12 protein-coding genes are annotated in these 17,066 nt (G+C 62.0%); 5 read left to right on the forward strand and 7 right to left on the reverse strand.

Annotated elements, in window-relative coordinates; genetic code table 11:
• Positions 1-16: 16 nt before the first annotated feature.
• The 6 genes from AB7008_RS03120 to AB7008_RS03145 all read right to left on the reverse strand — a co-directional run bounded on the left by AB7008_RS03120 (position 17) and on the right by AB7008_RS03145 (position 10,415).
• On the reverse strand, positions 17-2,452 hold the full coding sequence (locus AB7008_RS03120; protein ID WP_049801895.1) for a response regulator: 2,436 nt from the start codon (positions 2,450-2,452) through the stop codon (positions 17-19).
• On the reverse strand, positions 2,449-2,907 hold the full coding sequence (locus tag AB7008_RS03125) for a response regulator (protein WP_028141937.1): 459 nt from the start codon (positions 2,905-2,907) through the stop codon (positions 2,449-2,451). Before AB7008_RS03125 ends, AB7008_RS03120 begins: the two co-directional genes overlap by 4 nt.
• A complete protein-coding gene (locus AB7008_RS03130) occupies positions 2,908-5,130 on the reverse strand; it encodes an ATP-binding protein (RefSeq protein WP_049801894.1) in 2,223 nt (740 codons plus the stop codon).
• Positions 5,131-5,461: 331 nt separating this feature from the next.
• Complete coding sequence (locus AB7008_RS03135; RefSeq protein ID WP_049801893.1) at positions 5,462-6,196, reverse strand: class I SAM-dependent methyltransferase; 735 nt, start codon at positions 6,194-6,196, stop codon at positions 5,462-5,464.
• A 304-nt stretch (positions 6,197-6,500) separates the two neighbouring features.
• Positions 6,501-9,146 (reverse strand): MMPL family transporter, encoded by a 2,646-nt coding sequence (locus AB7008_RS03140; protein WP_441258406.1) that lies wholly within the window; start codon positions 9,144-9,146, stop codon positions 6,501-6,503.
• Positions 9,147-9,854: 708 nt separating this feature from the next.
• On the reverse strand, positions 9,855-10,415 hold the full coding sequence (locus AB7008_RS03145; RefSeq protein WP_441258407.1) for a TetR/AcrR family transcriptional regulator: 561 nt from the start codon (positions 10,413-10,415) through the stop codon (positions 9,855-9,857).
• Positions 10,416-10,515: 100 nt separating this feature from the next.
• Here AB7008_RS03145 and AB7008_RS03150 point away from each other — a divergent pair, with 100 nt between their 5' ends.
• From AB7008_RS03150 to AB7008_RS03160, 3 genes are all read left to right on the forward strand, one after another.
• Complete coding sequence (locus tag AB7008_RS03150; RefSeq protein ID WP_441258408.1) at positions 10,516-11,925, forward strand: amidase; 1,410 nt, start codon at positions 10,516-10,518, stop codon at positions 11,923-11,925.
• A 228-nt stretch (positions 11,926-12,153) separates the two neighbouring features.
• Positions 12,154-13,119: a LysR family transcriptional regulator gene (locus tag AB7008_RS03155; protein WP_441258409.1), complete on the forward strand. Its 966-nt coding sequence runs from the start codon at positions 12,154-12,156 to the stop codon at positions 13,117-13,119.
• Between the two features lie 186 nt (positions 13,120-13,305).
• Entirely contained in the window at positions 13,306-13,740 is a 435-nt protein-coding gene (locus AB7008_RS03160; protein ID WP_028159615.1) for a cupin domain-containing protein, read from the forward strand.
• A gap of 46 nt (positions 13,741-13,786) precedes the next feature.
• Here AB7008_RS03160 and AB7008_RS03165 read toward each other — a convergent pair whose 3' ends face one another.
• A complete protein-coding gene (locus tag AB7008_RS03165; protein ID WP_441258410.1) occupies positions 13,787-14,737 on the reverse strand; it encodes a LysR family transcriptional regulator in 951 nt (316 codons plus the stop codon).
• 98 nt (positions 14,738-14,835) lie between these two features.
• Between AB7008_RS03165 and AB7008_RS03170 the strand changes: the two genes are divergently transcribed.
• Both AB7008_RS03170 and AB7008_RS03175 read left to right on the forward strand, forming a co-directional pair.
• Positions 14,836-16,017: an MFS transporter gene (locus AB7008_RS03170; protein ID WP_441258411.1), complete on the forward strand. Its 1,182-nt coding sequence runs from the start codon at positions 14,836-14,838 to the stop codon at positions 16,015-16,017.
• 10 nt (positions 16,018-16,027) lie between these two features.
• Entirely contained in the window at positions 16,028-17,062 is a 1,035-nt protein-coding gene (locus AB7008_RS03175) for an aldo/keto reductase (protein ID WP_441258412.1), read from the forward strand.
• The last annotated feature ends 4 nt before the right edge of the window (positions 17,063-17,066 follow it).

A 17,066-nucleotide genomic window follows, 5' to 3' on the forward strand; every position in this document is an offset into this window, starting at 1 on the left:
TTTTGCCGACCATGACCTAGCCGGCGCCCCGCAGACGAACGATTTTGGGATCGTCGAACTCGGCAAATGCTTCGTGGAGCCGGCGCGCCAACTCTTCCTCCTGAAACGGCTTCCTTATCAGCCTCGCGTGATGGATCTCTTCAAGAGCCTTGAGGTCGGCATAGCCGGTCGCAAAAAGAGTCGGAAGATGCGGTCGGAGTCCATGTGCCTTCTTGGCAACCTCCACGCCGCTCATCGCCGGCATGGCGTAGTCCACTATCAGAGCGTCAAAATGCTCCGGCCCGGCAAGGATATCCAAGGCGGCGGCGCCGCTACCCACGCTGACAACGGAGTACCCCAGCTCTTCGAGCATCATGCCGACCACCTCGCGAACGGCGCTGTCGTCGTCGACCAGAAGGATTGTCTTGGCGGAGGCCCGGCCTGACGCGGTCTCGCTTTTCGGCGTCTGCCCAGGGGCCTGGGAGGCATTGGCGGCGCGAGGAAGATAGACGCTAACGCTGGTACCTTCCCCTGTAGCCGTCCTGATCTTCACGCCACCGCCGGACTGCTTGGCGAACCCGAATACTTGCGGCAATCCAAGGCCTGAACCTTTTCCGACCTCCTTTGTGGTGAAAAACGGCTCGAACACATGGTCGAGAACATGTGGAGGAATGCCGGTACCGGTGTCGCTCACCGTCAGGACCACGTAATCACCCGGAGGCGGGTCGGCCGGCCTGGCCGGCGGTTCTTTGACGACCGCCTGACTGGTTTCGACGGTCAGCGCGCCGCCGATCTCCATTGCGTCCCGCGCGTTGATGGCCAGATTGAGAATGATCAATTCGATCTGGGTCGGGTCAACGAGTGCTGGGGCTAGGTCGCTCTTCAACACGGTTTCGATCCGGATTGAGCCTTTCATCGTGCTCTGCAGAAGCTCGCTCATCCCGGTCACGGTTTCATTCAGGTCGACGGGCTTTGGCTCGAGCTTCTGGCGCCGCGAGAACGCCAGCAACTGGGCGGTAAGTGTGGCTCCTCGCTCAGCCGCGGTCCGCATGTATTGGAGGCGCGATCGGACGTCCTGCTCGCGCTCCGGCTTGTCGAACCGCTTCTCCACGAAAGCAATGTTGCCCAGGATGACCGTAAGAAGGTTGTTGAAATCGTGAGCGACCCCGGCGGTGAGCTGTCCGACGGCCTCGAGCCGCTGCATCTGCCGGAGGGTCTGTTCGACGCGCTCCCGCTCTTCGATCTGCCGGGCGAGTTCGGCGTTGCGTTCAGCCAGCGCGGTCGCTGCCGCTCTTTCGGCGGTGCAGTCGCGTCCAACGAGATAGATGGCTTCCTCATCCGGCGCCGCATTCCAGGTGACCCACCGCCATTCGCCGTTCGCATGGCGGATACGGCTTTCGAAGCGACCGACGGTGCGATCGCGGATCGTATCGGCAAGCTGTCGCTTCACCTCGGTGCGCTCTTCGGGGGGCAGCAACAGATCGAACATGCTCTCCGTAAGGGTGCCTTCGGCGTACCCGAGCATTGTGCTCCAAGCCGGGTTGAGGCGCCGCAATCGTCCCTCCCGTCCGATCACGGCGAACAGGTCTGGACTGAGCCGCCAAAGGCTGTCTCGCTCCGCGGTTCGTTCCGCGACGCGACGTTCCAGGTCGGTCGTGAGGTCTTCCAGATCCTTCTTCGCTCTGCGTTCCTCGGTGATGTCGCGCACGACCCCGACAAAGCGTTTGAATTCCTTCTCTTCGAACAATGCCTGACCGCGGGCGGCTACCCAACGCTCGCTGCCGGCGTCCGAGAAGATACGATATTCCGCACCGAACGTGCCATCGTGTTCGCGAGACCACTTCGTCGCCTGGCGGACAGCCTGATGAAGTCGGTCGCGGTCGTCCGGATGACAGGCGGCAAGATAGTCTCGATAACCCGGCGATTTCTGGACCGGCCAGCCGAGCATCGCCTTCGCGCTGGCGTCCCACTTGAGCTCTCTCGTCGCCGGATCATAGTCCCACAGGCCGAGCTTGGCCGCTTCCATCGCCAGACGCGCGCTGACTTCGCTGCGGGCCAAAGCATCTTGGATCTTCTTGGCCGATGCGCGCTGGCGGGCTTGTTCGAGCGCACGCTCTACCGCTGTCGACAGCCGTGTGAGATTCCGCTTCACCACGTAATCAGTGGCGCCCCGCTTGAGCGCGTTTGTGGCAAATTCCTCGCCAACGACTCCCGATACGAAGATGAAGGGAAGATCGGGCTGCAGAACCGTGGAGATGTTCAGTGCCGAGAGGCCGTCGAAATCGGGCAATGAATAGTCCGCCAGCACGATGTCATGGCCGCCGCCTTCCAAAGCCGCGACGAAATCCCGTCTGTTGTAGACGCGGTCGAGTGTGAAGCCCAATTGGGCCTTCGATAGATGCGCCGCCAGCAGTTCGGCATCGATCTCACTGTCTTCAAGCAGCAGAATGCGGATAGGCTCTTGCTTCATCATTGGGCCTCGTTGGTGAAGGGGCGGGGAGGCGGCTCGTTCAGCACGGCCCAAAACATTCCGAGATCCTGGATGGCTTCGAAGAAGGCGTTGAAGTCCACGGGCTTCACGACAAAGGCGTTGACGCCCAGTTCGTAGCTCTTCACCAGATCGCGCTCCTCTCTCGAGGAGGTCAGCATCACGACGGGGATCTGGCGCTGGTGGCGGTCATTCTTGACCTTTTCGAGAACCTGCAGCCCGTCGATTTTGGGAAGCTTTAGATCGAGCAGCACAACGGCCGGATCGCCGGGCGGCCTGCCTTCGAAGCTGCCTCTCGCGGCCAGGTAATCGAGCGCTTCGGCTCCGTCGCGAGCAATGACGATCTCGTTAGCCAACTGGCACTTCGCAAGCGCCGCCAGCGTCAGCTCGAGGTCTCGCGGGTTGTCTTCAACAAGCAGAATCGGTCTGAGGTCCGGCAATTAAGAGCTCCTCTTCTTCAAATCTTTGGGGCGCGGCAAGGTGAAAGTGAGGGAGGCGCCGGCCCCTACCTTGCCTTCGGCGCTAATTGAGCCGCCGTGGCGGTCGAGGATGCGCTTGGCCAAGGCCAATCCGATGCCAGTCCCCTCGAATTCCTCGGCCCTATGAAGGCGCTGAAAGACGCCAAAAAGCTTGTCGACGTACTTCATCTCGAAGCCGACGCCGTTGTCAGCGACGATATAAGTCGTGCTGTTCGCGTCTTCGTGGCCTGAGATGGTGATGATGGCCGGGTCCCGCGGCGCCGTATACTTGATGGCGTTGTGAAGCAGGTTCTGAAGCACCTGACGAAGCATGGCGGGGTCGCCATAGCCTATTGGAAGCGCCCCTACCTGCCATTCGATGTTTCGCCCCTCGGTCTCCGTCCGCAACGAATGCCTCAATTCGTTGACAATCTTGGCGACATCGACGTTCGACTTGAGAAGCTGAGAGCGCCCGAGTTGGGAAAAATGCAAAAGGTCGTCGACGAGCCTTCCTGCCGAGATGGCGGCGCCCCTAATTGTTTCGATGTAGTGACGCGACTTTTGATCGAGCCCCTTCTCCTTGTCCGACAGAAGTTCTGCGAAACCGACGATGTGCCGGAAAGGGGCACGCAGATCGTGCGAAATCGAATAGGAAAACGACTCCAGCTCCTTGTTGGCGGCTTCCAGCCGGTCCGTGAGTTCAGCACGCTCCTCCGCAGCCTTCAGCACAAGAGTCTGAATCGACGCGCGGAAGCCGAGCGCGCTCTCCACTTCTGCCGAAGTCCACGGCTTCGACTGCTGACGGACAAGCTGTTTCCAAAGGTCGAAAGACTTGCGCGGATGAAGCCGGCCGGCCCCGCTCTCCATAGGCTTGTTGGGATCGCCTCCCCAAGCAACCGTCTTGACGACTTCGGGCCTGAACCAGATGATGTAATCGCCCCGGATCTGCGAGATGGAGACCGCCAGCACACCACTGGCTTTTTCGCTCAAGAACTCGCCGCCCGACCATATCGAAGCCAGCGAATTCGTTTCCAATACGTCGTGCCCGGCCTCGAAGAGCCACGTCGCCAGATCACGTATCTGGCGCTCGCTCGGCGTCTGACCGGTCGTCAGTATGCCGCCCTGCACGACAACTGCAGCGCCTTCCGCATCCACAAGCCGCAGCCATTCGTGCGGATTGTTTACCAGCCCGCGCTGAAACGAAGTCGCGACCGAAAGCTTGCTGAGCAGCGACGTCTCCACGCTCTTCAGCTCAAGGCGTTCCGCGGCACTGCTTGCCTTCAGGCGCGAGCCAATCTGCAGCGACACGACTTGAGCGAGGATGTCGCATGCGGTGCGGATCTGCGCGTTGACCATCCGAGAGGCGCGGCTATGCCCGGAGATGAGCCCCCACAACGCACCGTCGACGATGATTGACATCGACATCGACGACGCCGTCTCCATGTTGCGCATGTATTCGAGATGAACGGGCGAAACGCTGCGCAGCGCCACCTGCGACAGGTCAAGCGGCAGTCCGTTGAGGGGACTGATCGAGGGTTCGATCTCGACCGGATCGTAGCTGGCGTCAGGAATGAGCCGGATCCTGTTCAGGCGATAGAGCTCCCGCGCTTGAGCGGGAATATCGGATGCGGGAAATCGAAGGCCGAGGTAGGAAGGAAGAATTTTATTCGTGTCTTCGGCCAAAACCGTGCCGTCGCCGTTACCGTCGAAGCTGTAAAGGAGAACTCGATCAAAATGGGTGATTGCCCGCACCTCGCGGGCCACCTCCTCAGCGATGCTAGTAATATCGTGGGCACCGGATATGCGGTCCAGAAAGTCCCGCAACCGCGGGTAAAGACCATCCAGCGTCGACTCGCCTGGCCGCGGCGGTGGTTCGAATTCCAACAAGAGTCCTTGGGGGCTGCGGTGGGCGGTGAGCTGAAGCTGCTGCGATCCGACTGCAACCAGGTAGAAAAGCGTGTTTTCGCCTCCCGACAACCACCCACGGATTTCCTCGCAAAGCGTGGTCGCTTCCTCATAAGCAGAGAGCAACGCGTCATTGCGGACATCGAACCCAAGCAGTCGGCGAGCGTTCGCGCTCTGTTGCAATATCTTCAGGGTTTCAGGTTCGACCACCAAAAGCGCGCCGTGAGGCTGAATTGCTCCCGGGATCTTAATGGGCTCTGCGGCACACTCTTCAAGATAGCCGTCATCCAACTCGGTCACTGGGTGATGCCTTCTTGACTCAGAGCTTATGGCAAGCAAATGCCGGTGGTCAGTAGACTTTTCTGGGATGCGGATTTGCGCATAGGGAACGGAATGAACTTAACCCAAGTTCCGGCATTTTGTTCCATGATGCGAAGGCGGGGCGAGATTTGCTCGCTATGACAAGTGTTTACTGTGGACTCTGACCCTTCGCGTCTCGCGCTCCGAAGGTCGAGGGCAAGAAGAAATACAGTCGTACTCGCAGGCGAAAAGGCGCTGAGGCCAACGTCGGCGCTTCGCCGAGCTTCTGATGGTGCTTGAGCTGTTGCGCGCCTGTTCATCGAGAGCACGACTAACGCCGGCTAATGCAACTTACCAGACAATCCGGCGAGATGGTCCAAACCGCCGTAAGCTTGATCTCGGCGTCTTCTAGATCGCGGGTCACCGGTACGCGATAGTCGGCGAGTCGGACAAGCTTTGCCTTCGGAAGGAAAGTGCGCCCGGGATCGCCGATCAAGATAGTCGCGCCGGCGCGCGCATGGTCGGCCAGAAATGCAAAGGCACGCGTCGCGGTGTCCCCCTCATAGAAAATGTCGCCCGCGAGGATGGTCTGCCATCGGCCGTTTGGTTGAGTGTCGAGCACGTCCTCGCCGCACAACGTGAGGTGGACCAGGTTGACCTCCGCATTGAGTTCGGCCGCCGCGATCGCGAAGGGGTCGATATCAGACACTGTCACCCCGACCGCGCCGGCCTTCATCGCCGCGATGCCGACGAGTCCAGAGCCAGAAGCGATGTCGAGCACGTGCCGGTCCCGCACGGTAACGGGGTGATCGAGCACGTAGCGAGCCAGCGCTTGACCGCCCGCCCAGGCAAAGGCCCAGAAGGGCGGGGGGAGACCGGCCTCGTTCAGCTCTTCCTCGGTCTGCTGCCAGATCGGCACCGATTCATCGGCGAGGAAGACCGCGATTTCCGGCACCAGCGGCACCGACCGCAGCCGGGTGTTGGCGCGGATGAAGGATTGCGGGTCGGCAATGGTCGTGGCTGTCAAGGCGGGCCGTCGCTGTCTTGGTCCCGTGATAACTAGCATAAACCGTCTCCCGCCGCGAAGGCGGGCTTAGGGCGGCCGCTAATCCGACTTCGCGAAGTGTCTCCGCCCCTCGCGAGAATCCCCTGTGATCCGATCCTACGATCCTCGACCGCCTCGAAAATGGCTTGGATTGAACGTCCGAAGCGCTAAACAGGTGGTACACAGCGGTGGCCACAAAAACCAACCGGCCCTTTTAGGAATCCTTGTTTTTCGGCGGTTCTCGCGCCTCCGGCGCTCTGGGGAAGAGAGTCCCACTCTCTCCGCCAGCCACCCAAAGTCACTTCGTACTTCGATATGGCAGGTCTTATTCGGCTGCTTCGGACAGTTGCGAAGGCATATCGACGAAACGCTTGATTTGCCGCGGACGGCCCATCAGCACCGGTTGAAAGAGGACAGCTGCAGCCATGGTGCACGCCAGCGCCAGCGCCATCATCTTGCCCATGCTTGACATGCCCGGATAACTCGACACCCACATGCTGCCGAAGGCGACTGCGTTGGTCATGGCGCTGAATACCACTGCACGGGTGAGCGTAGACTGCAACAGGTTCGTTTTGCCAGCGCGCCAGGCCATGATGTAGTAGATCTTGAACGCAACTCCGACTCCGAGAAGCAGCGGAAGCGCGACGATATTCGCGAAGTTGAGCGAAAGGCCCAAGATCTCGGAAAGTTCGAGCGTCACCACGCCGGCGAGAAGGAGTGGAATCAATGTCAACAGAACGTCAGTTATCCTGCGCAACGCGATGATCAGCAGGATCGAGATGGCGACGAGTGCCAAGACGCCTGCCTTGATGAAAGCGCTGGTGACGGTTTTCTCGGACTCATAGTAGCTGATCACCTCGCCTGTCGCGGACGGCTCGGCACGAAGTACCGCAACGGCGAACTTCCGCAGAACGTTGACATCATTGGCGTCGCCCTTTGGTAAGACCTGAGCGCGAGCACGGCCGTCCGGCAGCACCCAATCGCGGACCAGATCTGGAGGCAGCGTCTGCATCGTTATGGTTTCGGGAGCAAGGCTCTTGCGAACGAGATCGAGGTCGTAGGTCAATGGTGCGACAATCGCCGCCTCGGCCTTGCTCCTAAAATTAGATGGGGCATCCGCAAGGCGATCGAGGAGAACGGCGACCTCACGTGCGTCGTCCGCCGCGCTGCCATGGGCACCGGTTGCCGCTCTGGTGAGAGCGTCCGCTGCGCCACGGATCGCCACGACGAGTTCCTGATCGCTCGGCGCGGGCCGCCGCCCGGGCGGATTGAGCGCCGGACTGAGAGACTGCGATGCAGCGTGCAAGGCGGCGATTTTCCGCCGCTGATCACTGGGAATGAAGTTCGTCAGCGTGAGTACGCGCGAAACCTCGGGAACCGCCGCAAGGCGCGTGGCGATGGCATCAGCCTGTTCGAGCGATGGTGCCATGACCTCCGCATCTTGGCCGGTGGTCTGCGGGTCGGACTGCAATTGTCGATACGTCGCGACCGCCGGCGAATCGGCCCTCTGCAAATCGACCGGGTCGAAATCGAACTGTAGATGGAGCAGCAGCGGCGAGCCGGCGAGCACCACCCCGAATGTGCCGACGATCACGGCGATACGGTGTCGCTGCAGAAAGCGATCCAGCGGCCCGAGGCTCCCGAAGCCGATCGGCGCTGGTTCGCCGGGCGGATTGAGCACGGTGAGCATCGCCGGCACCAGCGTGATGCTGCATGCGAAAGCGATCAACATGCCGCATCCGGCGATCAGTCCCAGCTCTGAGAGACCGCGATAGCTTGTAGGCAGGAAGGCGAAAAAGCCGACAGAGGTGGCTGCGGCAGCCAGCGCGAGTGGTTTTCCGGACTTTTTCGCCGCACTGCGCAGCGCTTGTCGCAGATCGCCAAGTTCATGCCGCTCGGTGCGATAGCGCACACTGAACTGAATTCCGAAGTCCACACCCAGGCCCACGAACAGCACAAAAAACGCAATCGAGATCAGGTTGAAGGAGCCGACCATTAGAAGGCCCAGCGCAGCGGTCGCTGCGAGGCCCACGACCAGGCTGCAGAAAACAGATATGATCAGTTTCCAGGAGCGAAGCGCGAGCCATAGAACAATCAGCACGCCCAACGTCGCCGTTAGTGTGTCGCGCAACGCGCTGCTTCGGATCACCGAGAACTGCTCGTCGTTCATCGGTACCTGGCCCGTGAGGCTCAAGTTGGCGCCGAGCCTGCTGTTCAGATTTAGATCGGCGGCCGCTTTATTGATTCCCTGTTCAGCGGCATGCCCCGGTTGAAGCGCCGAAAAATTGAGCTTTGGCGCGATCTCCACAAAATGTCGCAACTGACTGGCTGGCAGGGTGTGACCCTGCAGAAGCTCCTGCCAGGAAAAGAAGGCAGGCTTGCCGGAGAGAACGTCGCTCAACGTCTGTTTGGCAAGCGAAAGCGGCCATGCCATTTGCTCCAGCTTGATCTCGCCTGCCTGGACGCCTTCGGTTGCTGATACGAGCACCTTCATGACGCCTTGCAGGCTCGGATCCGCCGCAAGTTCGGCAATGAAGGGGCGCGCACGGGTTAGTCCCTCGGCGGTCTTTTGAACTTCCGATGTGGAGCCAAGCAGCAATCCATTGCGCTCGAAGAACTTCCCGCTGTCCGGCTGCGCGACCCTGGGAAACAGGTTCGGGTTCTTTGCGAGCGCTTCCGACAGTTCATTCGTGGCCATCTCCGCGTTTTCAGGCGTTGGCGCGCTAACGACTGCTAAGATCGCTCTCTGCGGAAAGGCATGCGCCAACTGCACCTGACGTTCGTGCCAGGGAAGCTTTTTCGAGATCAGTCCTTCGATGTCAGTATCGATCGAAAAGCGCGCAATGGTATAGCTGGCGGTTCCCAGCAGCAGTAATAATCCGGCGACGATGACCATCCACCGGCGGCGACTGCAGAAATCGACAACTGTGATGATCGCCGTATTCATCGTCATGGACCAAAAAGAACGCATCACATTTGTCCCTATCTCATAATCGAAGGGAAAGCGGTGCCAGCGCCGCGGGTGGGGCGAGCTGAGACCGTCTCTGTGCGTGGCTTGGGCTGGAAGGAATCTGCCCGCTGACGGTCACATGTGTTCAGACGATCATGGTCCCAAGCTGCAGCAGCCTCGCCGCTGGTCAAATTAGCGCGATCAGCGTCTGAACTCTGGAAGTGAGCGTGCACCCCAGCGTGCGAATGTGAAACGGCGTCGTGCTTTTTCGAATGATCGAGACGCCCGAGGTAACACGTCGAGACGACAGCTCGTGAACGGACCAACCAGGAGTGAAGCTCCGCTGCGCGTCCCTAAACGGGAGCCCGATGTATCGGACAGTGCTTTCAATCTTGGTGTGCCCTAGCTGGGCAGCCGATTGAATCTCGACGTTGGCGAAAGCCTCACGGCGAAATCTCGTCCCATCCGCGCATCAGGGATTTGGCTGAAACGCCGGATGATATCGACCAGGCGGTCGCAGGGCGAACCCAGAATGACGTCGCGAGCCATGTTACATCTGGTGGCCACTGTGCGGGATGCAGCGGCTCGGCGACCAGCCATAGGGCTTCAGGGCTTCCAGCGTGCGCTGGTATTCGCACAGTCACCGGACTGGATTCGACCCGGAGGCGGAGAAGGTTCGATCCCAGCTCCTCTCCCTCTGCCATACGCATTTGGACAGCAGATCCACCCTCAAGCCGGGATCAAGCCTGATCCGCGATAGCTTTCGATCAGCACATCGAAGAGTTTCAGGTCTGCACGGCTCCGCGCCATCAGTTGCGCGCCGGCAACGGCCGCGTAGATCGCGCGTGCCCTTGCTTCACGCTTGCTGGCGGGAACTGAAGCCGCGGCGAGCATCCTGGTCAGCCAGGCCACGTTGACATCGGCGAAGGCCTGCACCTCGGTTTTGACGGCGTCCGGCAGATCATCATATTCGGCCGCCATGAAGCTGCAGAGGCAGATGCGATTGTCCTGCTCGAGCGATCGACGAAAAAGTCCCGGATAGGCCCGGAGCGCCTTTCTTGGATCTCCGTTCGCTTTTGAAAGAGCTTCGAGGTTCGCCGCCGTATCCTCCCAGTAGCGTCTTGCCACCGCCGCGCCCAGCTCGGCCTTGCCGGGGAAGTGGTGATAGATGCTCGCAGCCTTGATGCCGACTTCAGCTCCGATGTCGCGGAAGTTCAACCCGCCATACCCGTGCGCCTGCGCAGTCCTGCGCGCCGCGGCCAGGATTGCTTCCCTCGCATTTTCGCTCATCGTGATCACCTTAACGTGTCCCTACCAAATGACAGGTAGGGATTGAAGTGCGTAAATGCGAGGGGCATGTCTAGCCTACCAAATGACAGGTAGGATCGATATGGCTGATGACATCGTTAGAATGGACGCCACCCGCATCTCCCAACTCATCGCTCAACGGGAGCTGTCGCCCGTCGAGGTCATGCAAGCGCATCTCGACCGCATCGCGGCGGTCAATCCCAAGCTGAACGCGATCGTGACGCTGGCCGATGGCGCGATGGAAAGCGCCGGGAAGGCCGAGGCAGCGGTGATGTCAGGCGCCCAGCTCGGCCCGCTCCATGGCGTTCCCTTTACGGTCAAGGATGGGATCGACACGGCGGGCCTGCTGACGCAGCGTGGTTCGCCCATTTTCAGAGGGCGTGTGCCTGAAACTGACGCCACCGTTGTGGCCAGGCTGAAAGCCGCCGGCGCCATCCTCATCGCAAAGACGAACCCTCCCGAATTCTCCTATTCGATCGAAACGGACAATCTCCTGACGGGCCAGACCAACAACCCTTGGAGCCTCGACTACACGCCGGGCGGATCGAGCGGCGGTGAATCCGCCGCCATCGCAGCTGGCATGTCGCCACTCGGTGTGGGCAGCGATCTCTCGATCTCATTGCGCGGGCCGGCGGCGCATACCGGTATCGTTGGCTTCAAAGCCACTCACGGGCGAATGCCGATGACAGGTCACTGGCCCCGGGTGCCACGTCGCTTCTGGCACATCGGTCCAATGGCACGGTCGGTTCGCGACGTAGCGCTGGCTTATTCCTTGATGGCAGGTCCCGACGGTGCCGACGGCTTCTCGATCAGTTCGCCCTGCCTCGATACGGGCGTTGGCACGAAATCGACCCGTCAGCTTCGCGTGGGCTGGATGGCCTCTCCGGGCTTCTTCGGACCCATCGATCCGGAAGTGGTCGCGACGGTGAAGGCAGCGGCGCAGGCGCTAAGCCGTGCTGGCTACCACGTCGAACAGGTCCGCCTGCCAGTGGTGGAGCAGACCGATGCCAACAGTGTCCTCTGGCAGCTTCAACAGATGGAAAGCCAACCCGAGTTCGAGAAGGTCACTGCCGGCCACGAGGCCGAGATATTCAGGCACGCCAAACTGGTTCTTGATGCACCAGATACGCCGATCGCCGACTTCGTCGCCGCCGAGCAGGCCATAGAGCGCCTTCGCGACAGCTTCGCCGAATACTTCCAGCGCTACGATGTGCTGCTCTGTCCGGTGACCCCGTTCCCGGCGACCAAGCATGGTCTCAACGACGTCGTGGTCGATGGCGTCACGGTTTCGCCGTTCCACGTGATGAGCGCGACATCACCGTTCAGCCTGACGGGAATGCCCGCTCTCTCGATGCGGTTCGGAACGAGCCGCGACGGTCTTCCGATCGGTGTGCAGATCGTCTCGTCCTGGCTGGCGGAATCGACGGTGCTCAAGGTCGCCTCGCTCCTCGAAGAGGTGAGCCCCGTTCGCGACCTTCATCCGACTATCTGACGATGAAAGGGCGGGATTCATCCCGCCCTCTCCCCTGAGAGCATCCACCATGAACGATGAGCTGACGATATCGCGGCTTGCTCAATCAACCGACGGTCACGTTCAATTGCGTCGCAAATCCTGGTGCGCTCCGGTCATTGTTACCGTCCATAGGTTCGCTATCGGTTGCCGCTCCCTTCCCTCATGAAGTTCCCGCGCGCGCCGGATCATCACCGGAAACAGGACGTCATGAAGGCACACAGCAGCGCTCTCGAAGAGGCCGAGAAGGATGATCAGAATGAACATTCAAGTCTCGCTCACACCGACGCGCAGCCGATCGACCTGAATTCCCTGCAGACATTCGTGGCTGTCGTGCGCGCCGGCGGATTTGCGGCGGCAGCCCGCGAAACCAACACGCCGAGGTCGTCCGTCAGCTTGCGCATCCGCAGCCTGGAGGCGGCGCTCGGTGCGCGGCTCTTCAAGAGGTCCACGCGCGCTTTTGCCCTCACTGCCGCAGGACGAGAACTCTACCAGCGTTCGGCTGGCGCGCTTGCCCTGCTTGTCAACGCGCTCCGGGGGGTAAGCGGTGCTGACGACCCTTATGCCGGCGAAATCCGCATCACGCTGCCGGCCGACTTTCCGGTCAGGATCGTGGCAGCCGCGATCGGGGATTTCAGAAGCGATCACCCCAATGTGCGCTTTGAGGTGTCGCTCACTAACGACGTGCTCGATCTCATCTCCCAGGATATTGATATTGCGCTCCGCATCGGAGCGGCCAATCCTCAGGAGGCCCTGATCAAGGGCGCAATCGACATGAAGTTTGGTCTTTATGCGAGCGCAGACTATGTGAGCAGTCACGGGATCCCCGTCGATATTCGCGACGCGTCGACCTTGATCGGGCCATCGAGGCCGGGATTGCTGCGCCTTCTATCCCGCTCCTTGCCGGGCGGGGCGACGTGGCCCGCCTTTCATGTCGCCGTCGACTCCTTCGCTCTTGCTCGTGAGCTCGTGCTGAATCACCAGGGGATTGGTCTGCTTCCGGAAGCCCTCTGCAGAGTGGAATACGCATCGGAGCTCGTCGTGCCGGTTTTGCCAGAGCAGTTCTCCGGGACGATCCGCCTGCATCTCACATATCCGTCGCGGGCCGATCTAAGCGCCAAGGTCGCGGATTTTACCCGTGTGTTCGAGCGACACCTTGCAGCTGCGGGGCGGTGATTTCCGTTGTTGTCGTTGTTCATGCCGACAGTTTGAGGTGGACCGTTCGGGCAGCAGAACTGGTCTTCGGGAAACTCCGATGCCAATTGGCCAGAACTACAGCCGCTGTGGCTTGCGGAAGGGGACTAATCCGCAGCCCTCCCGCATGCAATCTATCGAGCTCCGAAGTCAATGGAGCCTTGGCCAATGCAGAGCGTCATCACGACGAAGTTCGAAACGACCGAATTTGCCGGTCTCACGACGAGAATTATCAATCCGCAGGAAAGCCCGTTCACGGTGCTGGACATGACCATCAAGCCGGGCTTCGGCGCGCCCGCCCACATCTCCGAGGAGGAGGACAAGCTGTTTGTCCTCCTGGAGGGCCAGGTGAAATACCTCGTGGGAGACCAGACCGAGGTCGCTGGACCCGGTTCGCGGATTCTTGTGCCGAGAGGAGTTGTTCACGGCTTCACCAATGAGGGGCCGGCCGACGCAAGACACATCCTCGTCTCCACGCCGCGTCGTCACGAGGAATTCTTCCGCGATCTGCACAGGATCCCCGAGCCGCGCGAGCAGCACATGGACATGCTGCCGACGATCGCAGCGCGCAACGGCCAACGGATAGTTGGTCCGCTCCCGTGACACGATGTGCAGCACCGAACGCGCGTATCGCTGCGATTTCGACGTCCTAGGCCACCCTCCACCTCCCGTCCCCCGTCCGCTTCAGCACGGGATCGCTCACCCGCACATGCTCGGCGAGGAAATCGATGAACGCGCGCACGCGCGCGGGCAGGGGCGCGGCGTGGCCGACATAGACGGCGTGGATGTCTTCGCGGTCGCCGGGATTGTAGCTTTGCAGCACCGGGACGAGACGGCCCGATTCGATGTCGGGGCCGATGTGGAAGAGGGCGAGGCGGGCGAGGCCGACGCCGCCGAGGGCGAGACGGCGGGCGATTTCGCCGTCGCTGGCGCGCGCGACGGGCGGTGGCAGGGCTTCCTCGGTGTGGTCGCCGCGCCGGAATGGCCAGCCGCCGCGGATGCGCGGAAAGGTCCAGCCGATGCCGCGATGATCGGCGAGATCTGCCGGCGTCTTCGGCGTGCCGAAGCGCGCCAGATAGTTTGGGGTGCCGACGACGACCATGCGGCTGGTGCCGAGCTTTCGCGCGACCAGGCGCGAAGCTTTCAGGGGCCCGACGCGAATGGCGATATCGGCCCGTTCCTGCATCAGGTCGATCAGCGTGTCGGTCAGGACGAGGTCGAGTGTGACCTCGGGATGCCGTTCCAGGAAGCGGGGAATCAGCGGTAGGACGTGCAGCATGCCGAAGGGAATGTTGCAGTTGACCGTGAGACGGCCGCGCGGCGCCGCGCCTGAAGCCGCCTCGCGTTCGGCCTCCTCCATCTCTCCGAGGATGCGCAACGAGCGCTGGTAGAAGGCCTGGCCCTCCTCCGTCAGCGTCAACTTGCGCGTGGTGCGGTTGATCAGCCGCGAGCCGAGGCGCGTCTCCAGCCGCGAGATCAGCTTGCTGACGCCCGACGGCGTCAGGCGCAGTTTTCGCGCAGCCTGGGTGAATCCGCCGAGATCGACGACGCGAACGAAAACCTCCATCTCGGCGGAGCGGTTGGTGTCGAAACGGGCCATGTTGAATTCATGTCACAAATGATTGGATTGCGGACATCCTAATGGTTTTGCTGTGCTGCGGCTATCTGCGTGGCTCGTCCCTCGCATTGGAGCCACGCATGCCTCCCGCCGTCCTCGCCCTCACCGCCGGTGCCTTCGGTATCGGCACCACCGAGTTCATCATCATGGGCCTGTTGCTCCAGGTCGCCGCCGACATGCACGTCTCCGTGCCGGTCGCGGGGCTGCTGATCTCCGGCTATGCGCTCGGAGTGTTCGTCGGCGCGCCTATCCTGACGCTGGCGACGCGGCGGATGCCGCGGAAAACCGTGCTGCTGGCGCTGATGGCGATCTTCACGCTCGGCAACGCGGCTTGCGCGCTGGCGCCGAACTACGAGTTGCTGATGGCGGCGCGGGTGCTGACCTCGCTCGCCCACGGCACCTTCTTCGGCGTCGGCTCGGTGGTCGCCACCAGCCTCGTCGCGGAGGACAAGCGCGCCTCGGCGATTGCGACCATGTTCATCGGCCTGACGGTCGCGACGCTCCTGGGCGTGCCCTTCGGCGCCTGGTTCGGCCTGATGCTCGGCTGGCGCGCGGCATTCTGGGCGGTGACGGTGATCGGCGTGATCGCCTTTGCGGTGGTGGCCACATTCGTGCCCGGCCATGTCGGCAATGGCGACAAGCCAATCTCGCTCTCCGAGGAGATCGCGGTGCTCGGCCGGCCGCAGGTGCTGCTCGGCCTCGCCATGACCGTGTTCGGCTTTGCCGGCCTGTTCGTCGTCTTCACCTATATCCAGCCGATCCTGACGCGCTTCACCGGCTTCTCGGAAGCCGCGGTGTCGCCGATCCTGCTGGTGTTCGGTGCAGGTCTCGCGATCGGCAACGTCGCGGGCGGCAAGCTCGCCGATCGCGGCCTTGCGCGTGCCCTGATCGGCACGCTCGCGGCGCTCGCCATCGTGCTGCTTGGCCTTGCCGCCGTGCTGTCGATCAAGTTTGCAGCCATCGCGCTGATCCTGCTGCTTGGCATTGCGGCCTTTGCGACCGTCGCGCCGCTCCAGCTTCGCGTGCTGGAAGCCGCCGGCCCCAGCGGCCGCACGCTCGCCTCCAGCCTCAACATCGCCGCCTTCAATCTCGGCAACGCGCTCGGCGCCTGGGCGGGCGGCGTCACCATCGATCGCGGGCTCGGTCTCTCCGCGCTGCCGCTGGTCGCGGCCGGCATCACGGCCGTCGGTCTCGTGCTCGCGCTATGGAGCCTTCAGCTCGATCGAACGCAGTCCGCAGTCGCGGCGTGCCCGGCGGAATAGGAGAATGATCATGGAATATCGCAATCTCGGCGCTTCCGGCCTCAGGGTACCCGTCCTCAGCTTCGGCACCGGCACGTTCGGCGGCCAAGGCCCGCTGTTCTCGGCCTGGGGCCGCAGCGGCGCCGAAGAAGCGCGCAGGCTGGTCGACATCTGTCTCGAAGCCGGCGTCAATCTGTTCGACAGCGCCGATGTCTATTCGAACGGCGCATCCGAGGAAATCCTCGGCGCCGCGATCAAGGGACGCCGCGACAAGGTGCTGATCTCCACCAAGATGAGTCTGCCGATGGGCGACGGTCCGCTCGATGCCGGCTCTTCGCGGCATCGTCTGGTCGCCTCGGTCGAAGCTGCGCTGCGGCGGCTCGGCACCGATTACCTCGATCTGCTGCAGCTCCATGCCTTCGATGCGTTGACGCCGATCGAGGAGGTGCTGTCCACCCTCGATACGCTCGTACGCGCCGGCAAGCTCCGTTATGTCGGTGTCTCCAATTTCGCCGGCTGGCAGCTGATGAAGTCGCTTTCCATCGCCGATCGGCACGGCTGGCCGCGCCATGTCGCGCATCAGGTTTATTATTCGCTGCTCGGCCGCGACTACGAATGGGAGCTGATGCCGCTCGCACGCGACCAGGGCGTCGGCGCGCTGGTCTGGAGCCCGCTCGGCTGGGGCCGGCTCACCGGCAAGATCCGGCGCGGAACGCCGCTCCCCGCGAACAGCCGTCTGCACGCCACCGCGCAGTTCGGCCCGCCCGTGGACGACGAGCGGCTCTATGCCATCGTCGACGTGCTTGATGCGATCGCCGCGGAGACCGGCCGCACCGTGCCGCAAATCGCGATTGCCTGGCTGCTGGCGCGTCCGACCGTATCCTCGGTGATCATCGGCGCCCGCGACGAAGCGCAGTTGCGCGACAATCTCGGCGCGGTTGGCTGGTCGCTGAGCGCTGCGCAGATCGCGCGTCTCGACGAGGTCAGCGCCGTGATGCCGCCTTATCCCTACTACCCCTATCGCATCCAGGAAGGCTTTAGGCGCCTCAATCCGCCGCTGGTGTGACGAA

The sequence above is a fragment of the Bradyrhizobium sp. 521_C7_N1_3 genome, from assembly GCF_052075975.1.
In the GTDB taxonomy this organism is placed as follows: Bacteria; Pseudomonadota; Alphaproteobacteria; order Rhizobiales; family Xanthobacteraceae; genus Bradyrhizobium; species Bradyrhizobium japonicum.

Bases quoted from the DNA above. Each gene is read 5' to 3' on its own strand.
- AB7008_RS03120 (WP_049801895.1), bottom strand. From the start codon at position 2,452: ATGATGAAGCAAGAGCCTATCCGCATTCTGCTGCTTGAAGACAGTGAG.
- AB7008_RS03135 (WP_049801893.1), bottom strand. From the start codon at position 6,196: ATGCTAGTTATCACGGGACCAAGACAGCGACGGCCCGCCTTGACAGCC.
- AB7008_RS03140 (WP_441258406.1), bottom strand. From the start codon at position 9,146: ATGCGTTCTTTTTGGTCCATGACGATGAATACGGCGATCATCACAGTT.
- AB7008_RS03145 (WP_441258407.1), bottom strand. From the start codon at position 10,415: ATGAGCGAAAATGCGAGGGAAGCAATCCTGGCCGCGGCGCGCAGGACT.
- AB7008_RS03150 (WP_441258408.1), top strand. From the start codon at position 10,516: ATGGCTGATGACATCGTTAGAATGGACGCCACCCGCATCTCCCAACTC.
- AB7008_RS03155 (WP_441258409.1), top strand. From the start codon at position 12,154: ATGAAGGCACACAGCAGCGCTCTCGAAGAGGCCGAGAAGGATGATCAG.
- AB7008_RS03160 (WP_028159615.1), top strand. From the start codon at position 13,306: ATGCAGAGCGTCATCACGACGAAGTTCGAAACGACCGAATTTGCCGGT.
- AB7008_RS03165 (WP_441258410.1), bottom strand. From the start codon at position 14,737: ATGGCCCGTTTCGACACCAACCGCTCCGCCGAGATGGAGGTTTTCGTT.
- AB7008_RS03170 (WP_441258411.1), top strand. From the start codon at position 14,836: ATGCCTCCCGCCGTCCTCGCCCTCACCGCCGGTGCCTTCGGTATCGGC.
- AB7008_RS03175 (WP_441258412.1), top strand. From the start codon at position 16,028: ATGGAATATCGCAATCTCGGCGCTTCCGGCCTCAGGGTACCCGTCCTC.